The organism is Litorimonas haliclonae (genome assembly GCF_965138505.1).
Classification (GTDB): Bacteria; Pseudomonadota; Alphaproteobacteria; order Caulobacterales; family Maricaulaceae; genus Litorimonas; species Litorimonas haliclonae.
The window spans coordinates 242,615-262,855 of sequence record NZ_CBCSCO010000001.1 but is presented as its reverse complement, the minus strand read 5'-3'; the positions used below and the strand labels follow the sequence as shown (position 1 = coordinate 262,855).

At 50.9% G+C, this 20,241-nt stretch carries 18 protein-coding genes; 13 read left to right on the top strand and 5 right to left on the bottom strand.

Annotation, left to right across the window (positions count from 1 at the left end):
- The first annotated feature begins 245 nt into the window (after positions 1-245).
- The 3 genes from ACNA05_RS01180 to ACNA05_RS01170 all read left to right on the top strand — a co-directional run bounded on the left by ACNA05_RS01180 (position 246) and on the right by ACNA05_RS01170 (position 3,521).
- Positions 246-1,358, top strand: coding sequence for a helix-turn-helix transcriptional regulator (locus tag ACNA05_RS01180; protein WP_415809539.1), 1,113 nt, complete (start codon positions 246-248; stop codon positions 1,356-1,358).
- 127 nt (positions 1,359-1,485) lie between these two features.
- Positions 1,486-2,301, top strand: a complete 816-nt coding sequence (locus tag ACNA05_RS01175) for an ABC transporter permease (RefSeq protein ID WP_415809537.1) — start codon at positions 1,486-1,488, stop codon at positions 2,299-2,301.
- A gap of 14 nt (positions 2,302-2,315) precedes the next feature.
- Positions 2,316-3,521: an aspartate aminotransferase family protein gene (locus tag ACNA05_RS01170; protein ID WP_415809536.1), complete on the top strand. Its 1,206-nt coding sequence runs from the start codon at positions 2,316-2,318 to the stop codon at positions 3,519-3,521.
- An 80-nt stretch (positions 3,522-3,601) separates the two neighbouring features.
- Here ACNA05_RS01170 and ACNA05_RS01165 read toward each other — a convergent pair whose 3' ends face one another.
- Positions 3,602-3,973 carry a UrcA family protein gene (locus ACNA05_RS01165; RefSeq protein WP_415809535.1) on the bottom strand — a complete coding sequence of 124 codons (372 nt, stop codon included), beginning with the start codon at positions 3,971-3,973 and terminating at the stop codon, positions 3,602-3,604.
- A 485-nt stretch (positions 3,974-4,458) separates the two neighbouring features.
- Between ACNA05_RS01165 and argF the strand changes: the two genes are divergently transcribed.
- Together argF and ACNA05_RS01155 are read left to right on the top strand one after the other, a co-directional pair.
- Positions 4,459-5,385 carry an ornithine carbamoyltransferase gene (argF, locus tag ACNA05_RS01160; protein ID WP_415809534.1) on the top strand — a complete coding sequence of 309 codons (927 nt, stop codon included), beginning with the start codon at positions 4,459-4,461 and terminating at the stop codon, positions 5,383-5,385.
- A 279-nt stretch (positions 5,386-5,664) separates the two neighbouring features.
- A complete protein-coding gene (locus ACNA05_RS01155; protein ID WP_415809533.1) occupies positions 5,665-5,943 on the top strand; it encodes an EF-hand domain-containing protein in 279 nt (92 codons plus the stop codon).
- A 164-nt stretch (positions 5,944-6,107) separates the two neighbouring features.
- On the opposite strand, the gene ACNA05_RS01150 is transcribed toward ACNA05_RS01155, so the two are convergent.
- Both ACNA05_RS01150 and ACNA05_RS01145 read right to left on the bottom strand, forming a co-directional pair.
- Positions 6,108-6,596: a GNAT family N-acetyltransferase gene (locus tag ACNA05_RS01150; RefSeq protein WP_415809532.1), complete on the bottom strand. Its 489-nt coding sequence runs from the start codon at positions 6,594-6,596 to the stop codon at positions 6,108-6,110.
- Entirely contained in the window at positions 6,580-9,435 is a 2,856-nt protein-coding gene (locus ACNA05_RS01145) for a peptidoglycan-binding protein (RefSeq protein ID WP_415809531.1), read from the bottom strand. Before ACNA05_RS01145 ends, ACNA05_RS01150 begins: the two co-directional genes overlap by 17 nt.
- A gap of 197 nt (positions 9,436-9,632) precedes the next feature.
- On the opposite strand from ACNA05_RS01145, the gene ACNA05_RS01140 reads away from it, so the two are divergent.
- The 6 genes from ACNA05_RS01140 to ACNA05_RS01115 all read left to right on the top strand — a co-directional run bounded on the left by ACNA05_RS01140 (position 9,633) and on the right by ACNA05_RS01115 (position 15,670).
- Entirely contained in the window at positions 9,633-10,169 is a 537-nt protein-coding gene (locus ACNA05_RS01140) for a MerR family transcriptional regulator (RefSeq protein WP_415809530.1), read from the top strand.
- A gap of 32 nt (positions 10,170-10,201) precedes the next feature.
- Positions 10,202-11,992, top strand: a complete 1,791-nt coding sequence (locus ACNA05_RS01135; protein ID WP_415809529.1) for an acyl-CoA dehydrogenase C-terminal domain-containing protein — start codon at positions 10,202-10,204, stop codon at positions 11,990-11,992.
- A gap of 67 nt (positions 11,993-12,059) precedes the next feature.
- Complete coding sequence (locus ACNA05_RS01130; protein ID WP_415809528.1) at positions 12,060-13,223, top strand: acyl-CoA dehydrogenase family protein; 1,164 nt, start codon at positions 12,060-12,062, stop codon at positions 13,221-13,223.
- Positions 13,224-13,379: 156 nt separating this feature from the next.
- Positions 13,380-14,081, top strand: coding sequence for a crotonase/enoyl-CoA hydratase family protein (locus tag ACNA05_RS01125; protein WP_415809527.1), 702 nt, complete (start codon positions 13,380-13,382; stop codon positions 14,079-14,081).
- A 21-nt stretch (positions 14,082-14,102) separates the two neighbouring features.
- A complete protein-coding gene (locus ACNA05_RS01120; protein WP_415809526.1) occupies positions 14,103-14,771 on the top strand; it encodes a metallophosphoesterase in 669 nt (222 codons plus the stop codon).
- Positions 14,768-15,670 carry an alpha/beta fold hydrolase gene (locus ACNA05_RS01115; RefSeq protein ID WP_415809525.1) on the top strand — a complete coding sequence of 301 codons (903 nt, stop codon included), beginning with the start codon at positions 14,768-14,770 and terminating at the stop codon, positions 15,668-15,670. Before ACNA05_RS01120 ends, ACNA05_RS01115 begins: the two co-directional genes overlap by 4 nt.
- Here the strand turns inward: ACNA05_RS01115 and ACNA05_RS01110 are convergent.
- Together ACNA05_RS01110 and ACNA05_RS01105 are read right to left on the bottom strand one after the other, a co-directional pair.
- Positions 15,659-16,579: a thioesterase family protein gene (locus ACNA05_RS01110; RefSeq protein ID WP_415809524.1), complete on the bottom strand. Its 921-nt coding sequence runs from the start codon at positions 16,577-16,579 to the stop codon at positions 15,659-15,661. The two genes, ACNA05_RS01115 and ACNA05_RS01110, sit on opposite strands and share 12 nt — an antisense overlap.
- Positions 16,580-16,587: 8 nt before the next feature.
- Positions 16,588-17,028 (bottom strand): transcriptional repressor, encoded by a 441-nt coding sequence (locus tag ACNA05_RS01105; RefSeq protein WP_415809523.1) that lies wholly within the window; start codon positions 17,026-17,028, stop codon positions 16,588-16,590.
- Positions 17,029-17,206: 178 nt separating this feature from the next.
- Between ACNA05_RS01105 and ACNA05_RS01100 the strand changes: the two genes are divergently transcribed.
- Complete coding sequence (locus ACNA05_RS01100) at positions 17,207-18,007, top strand: SapC family protein (RefSeq protein ID WP_415809522.1); 801 nt, start codon at positions 17,207-17,209, stop codon at positions 18,005-18,007.
- Between the two features lie 142 nt (positions 18,008-18,149).
- Positions 18,150-20,240 carry a protein-disulfide reductase DsbD family protein gene (locus ACNA05_RS01095; protein WP_415809521.1) on the top strand — a complete coding sequence of 697 codons (2,091 nt, stop codon included), beginning with the start codon at positions 18,150-18,152 and terminating at the stop codon, positions 20,238-20,240.
- Position 20,241 lies beyond the last annotated feature (1 nt).

Sequence of the window (20,241 nt, the reverse complement as noted above, 5' to 3'; positions counted from 1 at the left end):
TTAGGCTGTCTTAAAGGAGTTACACCGCGAAACCCTACCCGTTCGGGTGGCGTTAGGCACTTAAAACAGCCAAAATTACGAATATAGCTGTTTTATATCTTAAATTGCGTGCAAAAGTCTTTTTTAGAAAGCAAAACATTGTAATTTTCGGGCCCGAAGTTCGACAAAACTTATCGATTTCGGTAAATAGGGACGCACACGGCACTACATTTATGACTTGGGTCGGAAAACATCTATAACGGTCGATGAAAAGAAAACGTTTAACCCTCCAATATTTGAAGTCTCAATGCCGCGATGCGGCGATGGGGGAGCTTCCGTGGGACATACTATTGGGCAATATTTGCGATTGGCTGGAAGGCGACCGCGCCATGATGCTCTCGGCCCATCATGGGAAGCCCTACAGTTCCACCGTTTCTTATAATCACGACCTATCGAAAGTAATGAAATATAATAAAGGGTTTAATGGAAGCGATCCCCGTATGCCCTTTTCGAAACTGACCTTGCCCGGACAAACGAGAACAGGACAGCAATATGTTCGGAATGAGGATATAAAGCACACAGAGTATTTTAACGTTATTTCCCGCGCAGGAGACCAATTGGATAGTCTTCATTCCGTTATTATGGATACACCTGGTTCAGGGCGCCAGGCAATAAGCATCCATCGGAGTTTCAAAAATCAACTTTTCGAAACGTCAGATATTGAAAACATGGGCGCCTTGCTTCCGCACTTAACAGAAGCCTATCAATACGCGGTCAAAGTTTCAGGTAAGCTCAGCGCTGATATCGGGAGGCGAGATTGCGCGTTGCTAATCAAACCGGATTTAAAGACTAAACCCCTGAGCGGCGACCCGCTGGACGTATTACTGGGAAATGACTTTCTGGGCTGGAACGGGGAGTATTTAAGACCTCGAAGCGAAGCCTTGGTAAAGTTTCTCGATTTAACAATAAAGCGCGCTAGAAATGGCATATCTTCGCAATGCCGTATTCGAGTAGATTCTCCTTCTGACATTGAAAGAAACCCATTCATTCAAATTACTATTTCTCCTCGGCCCAAACTGATAGACTGGCTGTCCGATGCGCAGGACACAGTCATGCTTTATGCCTCCCGGCTGGAAGAAAATATCGACACTTCCAATTGTGAAATCTTTTCTGCAATCTACCAACTCACCAAATCAGAATGCCGCACTCTGATAGCGCTGCTGGAGACCAGTGATCTCAAAAAGGCCGCTCTGCAATCGCAGGTGACCTATGAGACCGTCAGGTGGCACCTTAAAAATATATTCCAGAAAACGGGGTACAACACCCAGGAAACCTTGTTGAAAGCGGTTAAGGAAATGGATTTATCCAATTCAAATTAAGTCGCTAGCGCTGAGAGGCGCATTTCTAAGTATTCCCTAGCTTACGTTAGGGAGCAATCGCTTCAAACCTGCGTCTTCCCGCGAATCCTTGATTGCCCTTGCTGCCATTCCCGCCTAGACCCCACCCATGTCTGATATGTCCTCTCTCCACACGTCGTCTGCTCCGTCCGCTCGGAAATTCGGGTTCATAAATTGGATGGGGCTTTGGACGCTCTATAAAAAAGAGTGCCTCCGGTTTTTGCGGATTGCGCCGCAGACCTTGCTGGCGCCTATTATTTCCAATCTGCTTTACATGACCGTGTTTGTTCTTGCGTTCGCCGCATTACGAGACGACCCAGATGCCTTTATTGCTTTCTTGGCGCCAGGACTGATCATGCTGGGCGTGCTAAACAACGCGTCGGCGAACAGCTCTTCTTCGGTCATGCAGGGCAAGATTATGGGCAATTTGACCGACTTGCTCGTGACGCCGCTTTCCTTTTACGAATTGGCCATTGGCTGGATAACCGGAGCGGCGACTCGCGGGATTTTGGTGGCAATTTCTACGGGCATAGCTTTGGCTTTCTTCGCGCCGCTGATGCCGATCCATTTCTGGGCCGTGATATTCTTTAGTGTTTCCGCGGCGCTCATGATGTCTATGGTCGGCGTGTTATCCGGCATGTGGGCAGAAAAGTTCGACCAACTTGCCGTGGTAAACCAGTTCATCATCTTACCGCTTTCTTTCCTGTCGGGAACATTTTACCGGATTGACGTTCTGCCCGAGACTTTTCAGACTTTGATTTTAGGCAATCCATTATTCTACGTCATTGATGGATTTCGTTATGGATTTCTGGGCGAGGCTGACAGCAATATTGCAATCGGTGTTGCCTTTATTTCCGCAATCAATATCGTGCTGTTCATTACCGTCCTGTTGGTGCTTCGCGCAGGCTGGCGGATCAAGTCATAATTTAAGAGCATAAAATGGCCAAAGGTGACCACCTCTACAATACATACGCCCCACCCCCGCAAGAATTTGTCCGCGGAGAGGGCGCCTATCTTTACACAGCCGACGACAAGAAATATCTGGATTTCATTGCCGGGATTTCCGTCAATTGTCTTGGGCACAATCATCCCGCCCCGAAAGCGGCGCTGAAAGAACAAGCCGACAAAGTCTGGCATCTCTCAGGCATGTTTCAGTTAACGAATGCCAAAGAGCTCGCCGCGAAATATTGCGCGGCGCTTCCTTTCGCAGACAAAGTCTTTTTTACAAACTCCGGCGCAGAAGCTCTGGAGTGCGCGATGAAAACGGCGCGCAAATATCATTTCGACCGCGGCGACGAAGACCGCTATGATATCATCACTTTCTCTGGCGCTTTTCATGGGCGAACTTTCGCAACGATCAATGCGGGCGGCAATCCAAATTATCTAAAAGGCTTCGGCCCGTCCTTGCCCGGTTTTGTCCATCTGCCATTTGGAGACCATGAGGCTTTCAAAGCTGCCATTTCCGAGACGACGGCCGCCATTTTGGTGGAGCCGGTCCAAGGGGAGGGCGGATTGCGCCCGCTTCCAGAGGTTTGCTTGCGCGGTTTACGCGAATTGTGCGACGAACACGGCATTCTGCTTATCTATGATGAAGTGCAATGCGGCGCGGGACGGACGGGCAAGCTGTTCGCGCATCAATGGGCCGAAGGCGCAGAACCCGACATTATGGCCGTGGCCAAAGGCGTGGGCGGCGGTTTCCCGCTTGGCGCCTGTATCGCGCGCGAAGACGTTGCGGCCGGCATGGTCCCGGGTACGCACGGCTCGACCTATGGCGGCAACCCACTGGCAACGGCTGTTGGTATTGCGGTTTGGGACGAAATCTCCAAGCCGGAATTTTTGGATCAAGTTGTTCGAGTGTCTAACTTCCTCAAGCAACAATTTGAGGGGCTTAAGGATGAGTTCCCTGATGTTGTGGAAGAGCTTCGCGGCAAAGGCTTGCTTTGCGGTATGAAGCTTAAAAAGCCCGCCAAAGAAGTTCGCGGCCTCTTGCTCGATAGAGGCATGCTAGGAGGGTCTGCCGGTGATAATGTTCTGCGCTTGGCTCCGCCGCTTATAATTACCGAAGATCATGTTCGCGAAGCGATAGCGATTATGCGTGAGGCTTTTGAAGAAGCGCGGGAGATGGAAGACTTCGTTCCGGCGTAATTCTTTTACGCGAAGACTACTTTAAAAAAACAGAGCCGCCTGCGGGCGGCTCTTTTTATTCTTACGAAAGGAAAGAGGGTTTACTCTTTGCTTTCTGTCTTGGCGATATGATACTCGCTTAAAGCTTCAAGAGAGGCGCTTTGGACGAACTGTTCCAAAAGATCAGAGGCACAGTCTTCTTTCGAAATGAGCTCGCCCTCATCATTGACGTTTCGCCCGAAATAACACGCCCGCTTAGCCTTTTTTTCAAGCTTTTGATATGCGCTCGCAATACCGTCAGCTGTTTGCATGGAGGCCCGATCAAACCTGACATTGTACTCTGTTACAGTAACGTCCAGCGCGAATGCAGACATAGGCGTAAACGCTAAGCCCCCAAGGAGAAGGGGAAGGGCGACGCCTGTCTTGACAGAACGTGATTTAAGGCTCAAAAGTTTGTGTAGTCTATACAGCATTGTCGGTTCCTTTCGTCTAATGCTTTAGGCTTGTAATGGCGGGGTGGTAGCCCCGCCGTTTTTTTACAGGCCGTCTTGTTATGCGAATGACAACATCGCCTTCCGCACTCCCTCTTTATCAAGCAATGGAATTTTAGGGAGCGAAAAGGCGCCGCTACGGCCGAATGGGGCTCGGATGGTCAAATAATGCGGCTCTAATTCAACAAATGTCCAATTTTTACACAGACGGTCGGCATTTTATTGCTCAAAATGTGAGTTTTCGCCCTTAGAAAATTAAGCGCCATCGCGAATTTAAAAATCTAATGACGATCCATATTGTTTTCCGGCAACTCGCTTCCAAATATGCAAGGCGCCTCTGATTATATGCAGGGCGAAGCTTTTTCTCTTCTGGCGGATGAAGAAAACGAACAATTTTTGAGCAATATTTTTTGTTTTCATGATGGGGGAAGCCCGTTAAACATGAGCTTTTATCGGTAGACACTATAATGCCAAAACATTTTCTGACACTTGCTGACCTGACCAAAGGCGATCTGCGCGCTATTCTGGATGATGCGCATGCCATGAAAAAGGCTCGTAAAGGACAGCCCAAGGGCGCCGTAGACTCAAAGCCTGCTTTATACGGTCATACTCTGGCGCTTATTTTTGAAAAGTCTTCAACTCGCACCCGGTTCTCTTTTGATATGGCGATGCGCCAACTCGGCGGCAGCTCTATTACCGCTACTAGTAGCGACATGCAGCTCGGGCGGGGGGAGAGTATATCCGACACGGCCCGTGTTTTATCTCGTTTCGTGGACGGCATCATGTTGCGGGCGAATAGCCATGAAACTATGAGCGAGCTGGCCGCTCATTCTGATGTGCCGATTGTTAATGGCCTGACAGATTATAATCACCCTTGCCAGATCATGGCCGACCTCATGACTCTCGAGGAACGTTCGGAGAAACTTTTGGAAGATATGACTCTCGCCTGGATTGGGGACGGGAATAATGTGCTGATGAGCTTCGTGAACGCGGCAGCGCAGCTCGGCTATAATCTTCGGATTTCGAGTCCGCCCGGTTATCGCTTAAAAGATGCGAAGTTAAATGCCGCGCGCGTGCAGGGCGCGAAAATCGAAATGGGTTTGTCCAGTGAGGAAGCCGCCAAGGATGCAGACGCCCTTATTACGGATTGTTGGGTCTCCATGGGCGATACAGATAAGGACGAGCGTTTGGCCGCGTTCCCCCCCTATCAAATTGATGAAGCTCTTCTGGCAAAGGCCGCTCCAGACGCAACATTCCTTCATTGTCTTCCGGCCTATCGGGGGCAGGAAATGACCGCAGGCGTCATAGACGGGCCGCAAAGCGCCGTTTGGGACGAAGCTGAAAACCGCCTTCATGCCCAAAAAGCCATTATCAAATGGTGTTTCGCCGAATAAGGGCTGATTTAATGCGCGTCAAATCAGAATCGGGAGCTTTTTGCTCGCGTTCTCGTCTGTCCGGTTTGTAAGGTTTGCTCTTGATTGTCGCAGTTTTATGACTTTTGTGTCATCTAAAATGCGGCGCTGCCTTGCTCTTGCCACGGTCTCTGACACATTTCTGCCACGTCTCTTACAATGCGTTTAAAACGGCATTTTTCACTGGAACGTTCGGTCCTAATTGGGAATAGGACAAGCAATCGAGACGCTGTTGTCTCGATATCAAATGGAGAAGTCCAAATGAAAAAATTAGCTACAATCACAACAATCGCCGCTTTTGCAATGGCCCCCGCCGCATTCGCCGGTACCGGTCCTGCCTTTGCAGACATCGACACAAACGCAGACGGTTTCTTGAGTGTTTCAGAAATCCAAGCAGTTGCTCCTGAAGTCACAGAAGAAGAAGTTGCGGCTTATGACGCCGACGCTGATTCTATGCTCTCAGAAGTAGAATTTGAAGCTTGGAAAATGGATCAGAAAAAAGACTCTGATACTGAAACAGAAACAAATTCTGACTACTAAGATTCAGGTGCTGACGCACTAAAATCTGTCGCCAAAATCATTTCCTGTATTTTGGCGATAAAGAGCCCCGTCCGAAAGGCCGGGGTTTTTTTGTGCTTATAAGGAAGTGGTAGAAGTCTTCTCCCCAAGCGCGGTTCGGGGCGTCATGCCCTTCAAGAAAAGTCTTAGAGCGCCAGACGCATATACCGGCTCTGATCTGCTAGCGGGTTTTCATAATATTGAGGAATATCCTCAAACCCCAATTTCTCATAAATCGCATTGGCATGGATGAGGCCAGGGTCGGTGTCGAGATAAAGGTGATCATAGCCGAGTTGGCGCGCTTCATTGATAACGGCTTGGCTAAGCTTGACGCCAAGATTAAGTCCGCGTCCTGCCGGCGAGACGTAAAGGCGTTTAAGTTCTATCACCTCCGGGCGCAGTAGTTTGAGACCGACGGCCCCGACTGGCACGGGGCCTTTTTTCGCTAAATAAAGCGCCGTGTAGGTTTCCGGAAATTTGGCGAATTCTTTCTCTGTGCCTTGAAAGGACAGATCTTGTCCCAAATACTCTGTGACGAAGGTCAGATAGTATAGGAAAAGCGATTTTACGGCGGCGATATCCTCCGCTGTTTCTGCCCGCAAAATTTCTAACGTGTCTTCAGGCTCTACTGGCATTTTCCAGACGCTCGATGAGTGCGCTGTTGACTTGTCCGGTTTCAGAAAGGTTGTTGGCGCGCTGAAAGCTTAGAATGGCGCTGCGGGTTCTTTCTCCCATTATGCCGTCTGCCGGACCAATATCAAAACCCATGTCTGTTAATAGGGTTTGAGCTTCTGTGATTTCTGCTTTGCTTTGCGCGGCGGCTGTGGGGCCAGTTTTGGACCAGGGTAGATCTTTAAAAATTCCGTTCGCGGCAGCATTGATTTGAACAGGACTAAAGCTCGCAACGCGGGTTTTGGCGGCCTCAACATCGCTTTGGGACATTTGCCCTTCTAGGGCAGAAATTCGGGCGGCGGCTGTTTGATCACCTTGCTTACCAGCAACAGAGTACCAGAAGTAAGCGTCAGGGAGGCTTTGCTCGACGCCTTGTCCATTTTCAAACAAAATAGCGAGATTAAATTGTGAATCGACAACGCCGCGTTCTGCGGCTTTGGCGAACCACCCGGCGGCGGTTTCCATATCGACAGAGACATCTCCGTTTCCGTAAGCGTAAAAGATGGCAAGATCATGCATTGCGATGCGATTACCGGCCCGGGCGGCGCGTTCGGTTAGGTCGCGAGCGAGGGATGTATCTTTTTCAACTCCAATCCCGTTTTCATATAGCTTGGCAAGACGGTACTGCGCGGCAGGTAGAGTTTGTGAGGCTGAACGAATAAGGTCTACGCCGTCAGTGACGCGGTTTTGCTCGAGGTAAGATAGGCCAAGCTGGAGCTGAGCCACGGCGTCACCGTTTTGAGCCGCGGATTCCAGAGTGCTAATGCCGCCTTCAGAAATTGCCGGCATCGCGGTGTCTTCATAAGTTCCGATAGGGGCTGTCGGTTCCGCTTGAGGGGCGCCCTGACTATTAGGCGCCGAAGTTTCTTGTGGTGAGGTCTCTAAAGCTGGAGTTCCTGGAACCATCGATTCCGTCGAGAGGGGCTCCTCTGTCATAAGGTCAGGCGGAGTAGGAGCCTGATTTAATGATTGTTCGACAGACGAGCTTGGAGCTTTTGGTTGCAAGGCAACCGGATTATCAGAGTCATCCGTCAAAAAAGATTTGACGATAAATAGCGTGACAAGGGTCAGGCCGGTGGCCAGCGCTGCAACGCGCAAGTTTCGGGCTGTCAAAAGAGAAGACCCTCCCGATGCGGACTCAGTGTTTTTAGCTTTTCTCTCTTTACGGCGGCTTTTCCGGCTCTTGCCAGTCTCGCCAATGCGAACGGTCTCTAACGGTTCGTGACCGGGTTGAGATCCGTTTTCAGCATAGGCCGGGTCGGCATAGGGCAAAAGAGGATCGCCTGCCGGCATAGATTCAACATTGCGGTAGTTTTCGCCCGAATAAGAATCTTGAGTATACGCTTCCTGAGAACAGCCTTCTTCTGAGTAAGCCTCCGCCATATAGGCTGGGGGTTCATTTACAGGGTATTCTTCGGCTTCTGGCGTTAATTCAGGCGCGAATTCAGGCTGGGTAAAAGCCGTCGCCGCGGATTGCTGCATCATTTGCGGCATGTTCGGTTGAGCGTAGGGATTGGCTTGGTGGTAGCTGGAGGGATCGAACTCAACGGGCTCATGTGCCGCTAGCGCCGACTGTTCACCAGAGGCGCTTTGACTGTAAGGGTTTGCCGAAGGCTGAGACGCTGGAACCATATTGACGACATTGCTCACGCGGGACGGACTAGGCGCTGCGTGGGGGCGGGGCGTTTGCGTCGCCTGTTCGGACGGATAAGGGGGAGGCGGCGTTTGAGCCTGCGCTCCACCGGAATTTTGAGGCACGTTTTGATTATGAGATTGCGCGTCTTGCAACTGGGCTTGGGTTTTGACTAAATCCTGCCCCATAATGTCTGTCTGGGCCTGCAAAGCGGTAAAGCTGGCATCTATCTCGTCAAGCCGGGTTTGAAGCGTTTCGATTTGTCCTGATAGGGCTGAGACATTGGCAGATATCTCTGCAGACATTCCATCCGGGCGTTGCAAGGCAGCTTCGCGTTCAGCGGCTTCGAGCGATTTGATCCGCTCTTCCATGGAATTTGTTTTTTTATCAAACTCAGCTTGTGTTTGAGCGGCGAGGTCGGACACTTTTTCAGCCAGAGAGGCATCCATGCGGGACTGGCGCGCTTCCAAGGCTTCGGATAGCGTGGCAACCTTTCCGCCAATAGTCCCTATGGCTTTGGCAGATTCTGATTCCACAGACTCTATTTGGTCTGAAAGCTGGGTTTGAACACGGTGAAGCGCTTCGGTCGCCGCGATTTGGTCTGTGACAATTCGATCTTCGACGGCTTTCGCCAAATTGGCCAAATGTCGATTGATTTTGGCTATTGCCTGAGCTTGGGATGTCTCTGTATCATTCAAGCGAGATATGGCCCGAGCAACCGCCGCTTCAACGTCAGAAGGGTTGGGATTGGCCAGAGCAGAGGCGAGCGCCGCTTTGATTTCGACTCGGGTCGTGGCGAGGCCTTCCTCCAAATCGTTGGAAAGGCGGCCAACCCGGCGTGACAAGGCAGATTTTTGTGTTTCGTTATCTTTTTGGGTGCGGGCGTCTAAACTTTCTACAACGCCTTCCAGTGTCTTAACGCTTTTACGGGTGAGCGTGTCGGCGCGCTTCATTCGAGTCTCAAGCGATTTCAAAGAGGACTGCATTTCTGCCATGGTCATCTTTTTCGGCGACGATTTCTTAGGCGCTGTCTTTGATACTGTTTTTTTGCGTGAAGACGGTTTTTTGGTTTTGGCTTTTGATTTTTCAGGTGAGGGTGAGGCAGCCGCTTTAGACGCCGATTTGTCGGGCGCTTTGTTCTTTTGGCTCTCTCCTGATGACTGGCTCATTAAGTACTCAAAATTTTGTGTGTCCCACATGCCATGAGAAATTTAGAATCACCCATGCCCTCTAGGTCAAAATGGCCCCAACGTAGTTAACACGTGGTTAAGGCGTTAACCTTTTGCGTCAAAAGCTATTGGTCGTCGTATTTAATCAGGAAAAATATGTTATTGACGTTTACGTCAACGTAAACTATAGGGCCATTATGACAACCGATACACATCCAGCAAAAAGCGCCAATTGGGGTATTCGCCAATTTGCCGATATGTTTGATGTTACAGCTCGAACTCTGCGGTTTTATGAGAGTAAAGGTCTTCTCAGCCCGGATCGCGATGAGGCCGGGACAAGGCTTTATAGCGCGGCTGATAGGGCGCGCTTCGAACGCATTATGCGGGCCAAGAGAATGGGCTTCTCCCTCGACGATATTAAAGCTGTTCTGGATGTCACCGAAGGTAAGGTCTCGGATCGAGAGGAGCTGGAAAACCGAAAGTCCAACTTCCAGGCTGTATTACGCGGTCTAAAACGTCGACGTGAAGATATTGATATTATGGCGCGCGACCTTTCCGAAATTGTAGAAATTATTGACGAGCATCTCGCCCAAACCGAAGAAGAACCAAGCGTAGAGAACCTTGCCGCCAGATACGAAGCGGCTTTTAAAAAGAGCTTTGCCCATTCAGACGGCGGGCAGGGCTACAGCTTTGACTACCAGGCCGACGATTTTGCCGCTCCCAAACACACTTAGATTCCGTTACGTAGACATTAAAAGGAAAACCAATGCCAAGTTATAAAGCCCCCATTCGCGATATGCAGTTCCTCTTGCACGAGGTTCTAGGCTTCGAAGATCTGCAATCCTATGAAGCTTTTTCCGAAGTAGATCGCGACCTTGCAGACGCTGTGCTGGAGCAGAGTGCGAAATTCGCCGAAGAAGTCCTAACGCCGCTCAATGCTGTGGGCGACCACGAAGGGTGTACACGTCACGAAGACGGGTCTGTCACAACCCCAACCGGTTTCAAAGACGCGTTTAAGCAAATGACCGAAAATGGCTGGACTGGATTGTCTCTCGATCCGGAATTTGGCGGGCAAGGTATGCCGGGTATGTTGGGCATTGCCGCGTCTGAAATGTGGACGTCCTCCAATATGGCGTTTGCTATGTATCCGGGCCTGACTGGCGGCGCGATCAAAGCCATTATGAGCAGCGGAACGCCAGAGCAGAAGCAGACTTATCTGCCGAAAATGATCGCCGGGGATTGGACCGGGACGATGAACTTGACCGAGCCGCATTGCGGCACGGATTTGGGGCTGCTTAAAACAAAAGCTGTTCCAAATGGTGACGGCACTTATAAAATTTCCGGTCAGAAGATTTTCATCTCTGCTGGCGAACATGATATGTCTGAAAATATTGTCCACCTTGTGCTGGCCCGTATCGAAGGTGCCCCTGCGGGCACCAAAGGTATTTCACTCTTTATCGTACCGAAGTTCAAACTCGACGAGAATGAAAATCCGGGAGAGCGAAACGCTGTGTCCTGTGGCTCTATTGAAGAGAAAATGGGCATTCACGGCAATTCAACTTGCGTGATGAACTACGACGACGCCGAAGGTTATCTGATTGGGGAAGAGAACAAGGGCCTTCGGGTCATGTTCGTGATGATGAACGAAGCCCGTATTGGCGTTGGCCTCCAAGGTCTTGGCCAATCCGAAGTCGCTTATCAAAATGCCGCTATCTACGCTAAAGACCGTCTGCAAGGCCGCTCCTTGGCTGGACCGCAAGAAGAAGATAAGCCCGCCGACCCTATTATCGTTCACCCTGATGTCCGCCGTATGTTGATGGAAACCAAAGCCTTTAACGAAGCGGGCCGCGCGCTCCTTTACTGGGCCGCTAAGCAAGAGGACATCGAGAAGCATTCAGACGATGAAAAACTTGTTGAAAAATCCGATGATTATCTCGGTCTTCTGACCCCGGTTATAAAAGGCTATCTCACAGATGTGTCGATGAAGACGACGATTGATTGCCAGCAAATCTTTGGCGGTCACGGCTTTATTGAAGAGTGGGGCATGAGCCAGTTTGTTCGCGATAACCGTATCGCCTTGATCTATGAAGGCGCCAACGGCGTGCAGGCTCTCGACCTTGTGGGCCGGAAACTGGCCCGCAATGGTGGACGCGCTCTGATGGCGCTCAACTCTGAAATTGGCGAATTCCTGAAAGAGAACAAAGATAATGAAAATCTGTCCGAATTCATGGACGGTCTTGGCGGGGCCCAGAAAAAACTGACCGAAGCCACCATGTGGTTGATGCAAAACGGTATGTCCGATCCGAATAATGCGGGCGCTGGCTCTGTCGATTACATGCACATGATGGGTCTGGCGACATTGGCTTACATGTGGGCGCGAATGGCCGTCGTCGCCCAAGCGAAAATCGATGAAGGGTCGAATGAGAAGTTTTATCCGAACAAACTCATTACAGGGCGTTTCTTCATGCTCCGTATGCTGCCAATGCTCGATGCCCACCTCGCGAAAATCAAAACAGGCGCTGAGCCTGTTATGGCCCTCGAAGAAGCGGCGTTTTAAATTAAAATATAAGAATAACTCGCCCGGCCGCGTGGCCGGGTGAAAATATAAAAAAGGGAAAGACCACATGGCCGACAACGTACTCGATTTCAAAAACCCCGATTGGTATGACGAGGAGGATATCAACATCTTCCGCGAGGCCGTTCACGGTTTCTACGCGCGTGAAATGGCGCCGCATTCCGAAAGTTTCCGCAAGAATAAAAAAGTGGACCGGAAATATTGGAATATGGCTGGCCAGATGGGTCTCTTAAACGCGGCTATTCCCGAAGAATACGGCGGGGGCGGCGGAGATTATCGCCACGAAATGATTATCATGGAAGAGCTGCCCCGCGCCGATGTGGACGGCTTTGGCTTGTCGCTCCATAACGCGATCGTTGCGCCTTATATCCTGCATTACGGCACGGAAGAGCAGAAACAAAAATGGCTTCCGCGTATGGCCTCCGGCGAACTGGTCGGGTCTATCGCCATGACCGAACCGGGCACAGGGTCAGATCTTCAAAACGTCAAAACCACCGCCAAAAAAGACGGCAATGGCTGGGTTATCAATGGCTCAAAAACCTTCATCACCAATGGCGGCACGTCGAACTTGGTTGTCATCGTCGCCGATACGGGCGGCGAAGGCAAAATGTCCAAATCGCTCTTCGTTGTTGAAACGGATGACCTCGAAGGTTTCCGCCGCGGCCGCATTCTCGACAAGGTCGGGATGGACGCGCAAGACACAGCCGAGCTGTTCTTTGATGATATGAAGGTCCCCGCTGACGCGCTTCTCGGCCCGGAGCCGGGACACGGCTTCATCCAGCTCATGAAAGAGCTACCGCAAGAGCGCCTTAACATTGCCGTTCAAGGCGTGGCGCAGATGGAAGAGGCGCTTCGCCTTACCATTGAATATTGCAAAGAGCGACAGGCCTTCGGAAAGCCGATTATCAATTTCCAGAACACGCAGTTCGAATTGGCCGAGTGCAAAACCATCGTCAAAATCGCCAAGACATTTGTCTATGACTGCGCCGCGAAACATCTCAAAGGGGAACTCGACACGGTGACAGCGTCCATGGCGAAATATTGGGTCACGGACAAAGAATGCGAAGTCATTGACCGCTGTCTCCAACTCCATGGCGGCTACGGCTTCATGAATGAATACCGCATTGGCCGCATGTATCGCGACAGCCGCGTCCAGCGGATTTACGGCGGCACAAACGAAATCATGAAAGTCTTGATTGGCCGGAGTTTGTAAATAATTTCCCTCTCCTATGGGGAGAGGAGGCCCGAAGGGTGGGTGAGGGGGTCCATACTCTTTAGGGAATGCTGTCGTTAAATTCGGAGCCCCTTATCCGCCCCCATTCGGGGCCACCTTCTCCCCATGGGAGAAGGATTAAAAAGGAAATATGAAATGACTGATCTCGTAACCTATACCCTCGACGGAAATGTCGCCACAATCGCCATGGATGACGGCAAAGCCAATGTCCTCTCCACCGCTATGATCGGTGAATTGAATGATGCCTTTGATAAAGCCGAAAAGGACGAAGCGATTGTTATTTTGACGGGTCGCGACGGGATGTTTTCTGGCGGGTTTAACCTCAAGGAAATGCAGGCTGGGCCGAAAGAGGCGATGACTTTGACGTCGCTCGGCTCAAAATTGGCGCGGCGTATTCTGGAATTTCCGCGCCCTGTTATTGCGCTCTCCACAGGCCACACAATTGCGATGGGGGCATTCCTCCTTCTGGCTTGTGATTACCGCATGATTGCAGATGGTGAGTATAAAGTCGGTTTGAACGAAACCCTTATCGGTATGACCATGCATAATTTTGGCATCGAATTGGGCCGCTATCGCTTGGCGAAGAATTATTTCAACCGGTGCGTTATCAATGCCGAAATATTCAATCCTAAGGGCGCTATGCATGCGGGCTTCATTGACCGTATCGTCCCGGCCGATCAAATGCCAATGGCGGGACAACTCGCGGGGCAAATGTTCTCACAGCTGAATATGACGGCTTTTGCCAATACAAAGAAGCGGTCTCGTAAAGAAGTCTTTGCGGTTCTGGATCAGGCGATTAAGGATGATCTTGACCCGGAGAAAATTCACGCCGTTTAGGAATAAGCCAACCCATCCTTCATGCACAAACTGATCGCCAAAAATAAAAAGGGCCGAGACTTTGTCGTGGGCGACATTCATGGCCGCTATGATTTGCTGAAGGCCGAGATGAAAGCGCACAGCTTTGATAAGAAGTCCGACCGTCTATTTTCTGTCGGCGATATAATCAATCGCGGCCCGGACAGTCTCAAATGTCTGAATCTTTTGAAAAAAAAGTGGTTCTTCATGGTGCTCGGCAATCATGAAGAAATGATGGTCGAGGCGGTTCAGTCAGGAAGTCTCAAAGACTGGGCTCGGAATAATGGAAAGTGGCTCGGCAAAATACCTCGTAAAGACCAAAAGAAATGGGCGAAGACACTTGCCAAACAACCTGTCTCTCTGACGGTTAAATCAGATGCTTACCGCGTCGGTATTTGCCACGCCGAACCCGACGGAACCTCCTGGCGAAAGACGCGGGATAAGGAAAAAAGCCGGACTACTATGCTTTGGGGACGCCGCGTTCTCCGAAATCGCAAAAAGACAAAAGTTAAAGGCGTCGATTTTACCGTCCACGGTCATACCCCGCTGGATTCGGCCCGCTGGCTTGGTAATCGTTACTTCCTTGATACAGGGGCTTGGTATTCTGACAATTTGACCTTCCGCCCTTTGGATGAGGTTTACGCAGAATACCAACAGCGATCAGAAAAATGATGCCCCCTATTTCAAAAGTTGACCGCCGCGACCACGCGGTGAAAGACGGCGTTTTATCTGCCGTGCATTTCGGCCCGACGGAAGAGCCCATCCGGCTCATCATGCTTCACGCCAACGGGTTTAATGCCAGAAGCTATCGTGTGATTTTAGAGAATCTTCCAATCCATAGCGTCTCTCTGGACTTGCGCGGTCATGGCTTTTCCACCTTGCCGTATAATCCCGAAAAGCTCAGGACATTTTATCAATTCCGCGATGATGTTCTGGATTTTATTGACCGCTACGTCGACGGAGACGTTGTTATTGCTGGCCATTCCCTTGGCGCTTCTGTCGGCGCGTTGTGCGCCCCCGCGCTTAAAGGAAAACTGAAGGGTTTTGTCGGGTTTGATTCCCCTATCATGCCGTTTTGGATGAGGCCTTTCTTTCACATCCCCGGTTGGGTCGAGATGATGCAAAACCGCTTGGCAATTGCGTCCAAGGCAGGGCGGCGGCGATCTGAGTTTGACTCAATCAAGCAGGCTTATGAACGTTACCACAAGCGAGGCATCTTCAAGAAATTTTCTGATGAAGTTTTAATGGATTATGTGCTCGGCGGATTAAGGCAAGACGGGCAGGGGTGGCGTCTGGCCTGTGATCCGAAATGGGAACAAGCCATTTACCCGGCGCATGGACACAATCTTTTCAAAGCGGCGCGGAGCCTTCCAAAAGACAACACACAAATTATTTTTGCGACGATTGATGCTCCCAACACTCTTCTCTCGCGGGAGAGAATGAAAGCCATCGTTGGAAAGAATAATGTTCAAAGACAAGACGGGTTTGACCACATGTTTCCGTTAAATAATCCGCAATTCGCCGAAGCGGCCCTACGGCAGGCAATAGAGACGGCCCGCTTAGGCGTGTAAGCCGTCGATCATGGCTCTGTTGACTTGCTTCACCTGTTCCGGCGTCGTTTTGACCAAGCTCCGAGTATTGGTGTTAAACAGACAACCGACAGCGACCATGCTCATATAGCTCTGCCCGGTGAGCGGGCTTAACAGGTTATGCAAAATCGTTCTCGTATACGTATTCGCTCCCAAAAAGCCGGGCACGTAGACATAGGCGTCGCCCGCTTCGGGCCAGCCATGGAAGACTGCACGCGCCTCCAATAAAGCTGCCATCCCGCCGCCTTTGCGGTAGTCTGCGTCATGGATTTCGGGCCAACCATCATTGAACCACCCAATGGAGGAGGTGGTGCGTCCAAAAAAGGCCTGCGGCGTGACGCTGCCCGTACTATCTGTTTCTTCGGGGCCAAAGACGCCCGCGCCAGCTGTTTTAGACCCAACCGCATGCAACTCAGAAAGGCTCATACCGGTTTGCGGATCGGTTAGGTCAATATTGCGCGGTTTTGCCGGGCTTGGCAGATCGACTGAAAAAGCCTCGACATTATTGCGCACGCGGGACGGCCACGCAAATTTTCGTCTCTCACGAAGGTAAATATGCTCTACCGTTTCCACAACCGTAGACGCGATACGCCCATTTGCGTGATACATAATGTGACAGAGCTGTGCGGTGTCTTCATTGAGGGCAATCACGGCACTTTCGATTTTCAGAGGATCGCCGGGCCGTGCTTCGCCCTGATATTTTATATGAAAGTCTTTTACGCGAATCGAACTTGACGTTCCGGCTTTGAATGCTTCGGTTAATCCCATCCGGATAATTAACCCCGCTCTGGCCTGTGCTGTTTTGTAAACGTAATGACGCATATTGAGGTGGCCAAGCTCATCACACTCCCAAGCGGAACACTCACCCGCCCATGTCAAAGTAAAAGCCATATTTCAGGTTAGGCAGCGCATTTCGCGCATTGGCCGTAATGCTCAACCACACTGCGGCGGATATTAAATCCGTCAGGTTTACAGTCGGCATGATCATGCGCGTGCCGCTCCTCTACAGATTGGCACTTTTCGCAAATGAAAAACTCGGCAAGATGGCCCTCATGGCTATGATCACAGGCGATAAAGGCGTTCAAAGCTTCGACGCGATGGATCAGGCCATGTTTAGAAAGAAAGTCCAACGCCCGATAGACGGTGGGCGGTTTAGGGGAGCCAAGTTCGGGGCTGAGGCGATCTAGAAGGTCATAAGCCTTCACCGCGCCGCCGTCAGTTATAATCAGTTCCAGAACGTGCTCGCGAAGGGGCGTAAATCTCTCACCCTTGTCCAGAACAATTCCTCTGGCCGATTCTAGTCGGTCTTCTAGGGTATTTGCTGTGCCATCTTCGTTCATAGTCAAAGGTCTTTAGACTGTTTTGCGTCGCTGTGAAAGGAATCAATCCATTATTGAACGCGGCATTTAAATTGTCTAAAGCCTTGCACAGATTGAAGCTCCGCCAATTTGAACGGGTGGGGCCGGTGTCGTTTTGACCACCGGAAAATATGAAACTGCCATTAGGGGAAGGACCACCATGGCCAAGAAACCAGTCGCCCAAAATACGGGTAATCAGGCACCTGCTATTAGCGGGAATGTAATGTTCTATAAGAACCCGCAGCCCCTGACCAAAGAAAACCATTCCAAATTTGGTGTGAAAGCCGTTGACCGGCCCTTCGAATTTATGGCGGATCAGCATTTTCTGCCTATGACTGCCCCTGAATTCGGGTCTGCAGCAGCTTCCATGCCGATTATTTTTGCTGGCGAAGAAAAAGCTCCTCTGGCTGTGATGGGCATCCGTCAGGAAGAGAACCTCTTCGTACAGGAAGGCCAGTATAACCAGGATTATTACATGCCGGCTTTTGCCCGCCGCTATCCTTTCGTTCTTGCTGGCGACAAAGCCAATGATCGATTCATTGTCTGTGTTGACACCGAAGCAGAATGCGTAACGGACAAGTCGCCTAAAGAGACTTTCTTTGATAAGGACGACACATCAGCGTTCACTAAGGAAGCTTTCCAGTTCTTGCAAAATTATGAGCGCGACCGTCAGGCGACCGCGAAAATGATCGAAGACTTCAAAGCCGCCGATTTGTTTGAATCCAAGGTTATGAATTTCCGCGGAAATAATCCCGATGGTTCCGAAGCGCCACTTCAAAAAATCGCGGATTACTTCGCCGTCAGCGAAGAGAAAATGAAGGCCTTGCCTGCTGAAAAGCTAAAAGAGTTCTCAGACAAAGGTTATCTGGCTGTGGCTCACGCTCACCTCGTTTCACTTGGGAACTGGCAGCGTTTGGTCAATATGACATTGCGTCGTCAGGCGGCAAAATCAGCGGCTTAATTTCTCAGCCTCACGAAATTGAAACCCGGATTGGAAACAATTCGGGTTTTTCTTTGTCTGCGCCGCTGAGCTCACTTCACCTCTGCGTTATCTGGCGGTTTATACCGTTTCAATAACGGCGGATATAAAGTAGGAAATCGATATGAAAGTCTTTTTTCTTAGCCTCTTTTTGTTCTTTGCTGCGCTCGTTCCAAGCTACGCGGCCGAAAGTGAATCCGTGGATACAGGCAAAGTTGTTGCCTCTCTGGTCAGCTCAAATGACAGCGCTGCGCCTGGCGAAACAATAGAGGTCGCCCTTAGAACGATATTGGACACAGGCTGGCACACCTATTGGCGCAACCCCGGCGATAGCGGGGAACCAGTTCAGCTCGATTGGCAATTGCCGGAAGGCTGGGAAGCCGGGGAAATAACCTGGCCGCTGCCCATGACCCTGCCGACAGGGCCGATTATCAATTACGGATTTGAAGGAGCGCCGCTCTTTCCGGTTTCAGTGACCGTGCCGGAGGCAGCAGAGCCTAGAACAATTCAAACTCTGACGCTCGATTTTTATTATCTGGTTTGTGCAGATATTTGCATTCCGGAGAACGGAAGCGCCTCCATAGACGTTGCAATTGGCGAAACCATGAAGGACGCACGTTGGGACCCCTTAATTCAGGACGCGCTGAATAGGGCGCCAAAGCCCGCTTCGTTCCCTGCGGCAATCAGACTAGAAGGCGAAGAGGCTGTTCTGACATTAAAAGATCTGCCGGAGGCTGATTTCTCTGACGCTTATTTCTTTCCTTTCGACCAAGGCGTCGTTCAGCACTCTGCGCCGCAGAGAGCTGCGATAGGCGAAGAGGGGGTCGAAATTCGGGCGGCCTCTGATTTTGCCTGGACCGACGGGCTTCCGGACGAAATTGTCGGCGTGCTGTCCTATGTGGAAAATGGAACGCGGACGGGCTCTGAAGTAACCGTTGAGGTTGGCGCCGCTCTGGACGTTGCGCTTGGCGAGAATGCTGCCGGCGCCGGGGCAGCTAGCGCGACGTCTTTTACGCTACTGGGCGCCATTTTCGCTGCTTTGCTCGGCGGGCTTATTCTGAACCTCATGCCTTGCGTTTTTCCGGTCATATCGATGAAAGCGTTGAGTATTGCCAAAACGGCGCATGGAGAGCGGGCCGTTATCCGCCGCGAAGCTTGGGCCTATACGGCTGGGGTTATAGCGACTTTTCTCGTACTAACGGTCCTTCTTATCGCCTTGAAAGCCGCAGGCAGCGAAATCGGTTGGGGATTTCAATTGCAGTCGCCTTTGGTCGTGGCCGGTCTCGCGCTTTTAATTTTCACGGTTGGCCTCAATCTTCTGGGCGTATTTGAATTTGGCACGTCTTTTCAAAATGCCGGCTCAGCCCTGACCACCAAGGGAGGCGTTCGGGGATCGTTTTTCACGGGCCTCTTGGCCGTCATCGTGGCCACGCCGTGTACAGCGCCTTTCATGGCTGGGGCGGTAGGCTATGCAGTGGCTCAACCCGTTGCCGTGACAGTCGCTGTTTTCCTCGCACTGGCCGTCGGGTTCGCCTTGCCGTTTCTCTTGATTGCATATGTACCCCGTCTTTTGAAGATTTTGCCCAAGCCCGGTCCTTGGATGGTGCGGTTCAAGGAGCTACTTGCTTTTCCTATGTTCGCCGCCGCAATATGGTTGGTTTGGGTCGTGAGCCTTCAGGCCGGTTCGGCGGGTCTATTGAAGGTCTTGAGCGCCATGTTGCTTATCGCTCTAGCAGTTTGGGCGTTCAAAAGCCCTAAAACGCTAGTGAAGGGTGTTGCTACTTTTATCGGTGTAATCGCTATCTTTGTCATAGCTTCCATCCGGCCCGGTACACCATCTACGATAGATTTGACACAAGAGGCTTGGTCTACAGAGCGGGTAGCAGAATTACGGGGCGAGGGCCGTCCGGTCTTCGTCGATTTCACGGCGGCCTGGTGCGTGACCTGCAAAGTTAACGAAACCCTCGTCTTGGACAAAGACAAAACCAAGCAGCTTTTCCTCGATACGGACACCGCGTTTCTCGTCGCGGATTGGACCAATAAAAACGATGAAATTGCGCAGGAACTGGAACGCTATGGCCGAGCCGGCGTTCCTCTATACTTGGTCTTTCCATCCGGTGACAATTCCGTGAGCGCAGAAGTTTTGCCTCAAGTTTTGACATATGATGTGGTAAAAGAAGCCATTGAAAGAGCCAAAAGTGGCTCAGCATCCTGAC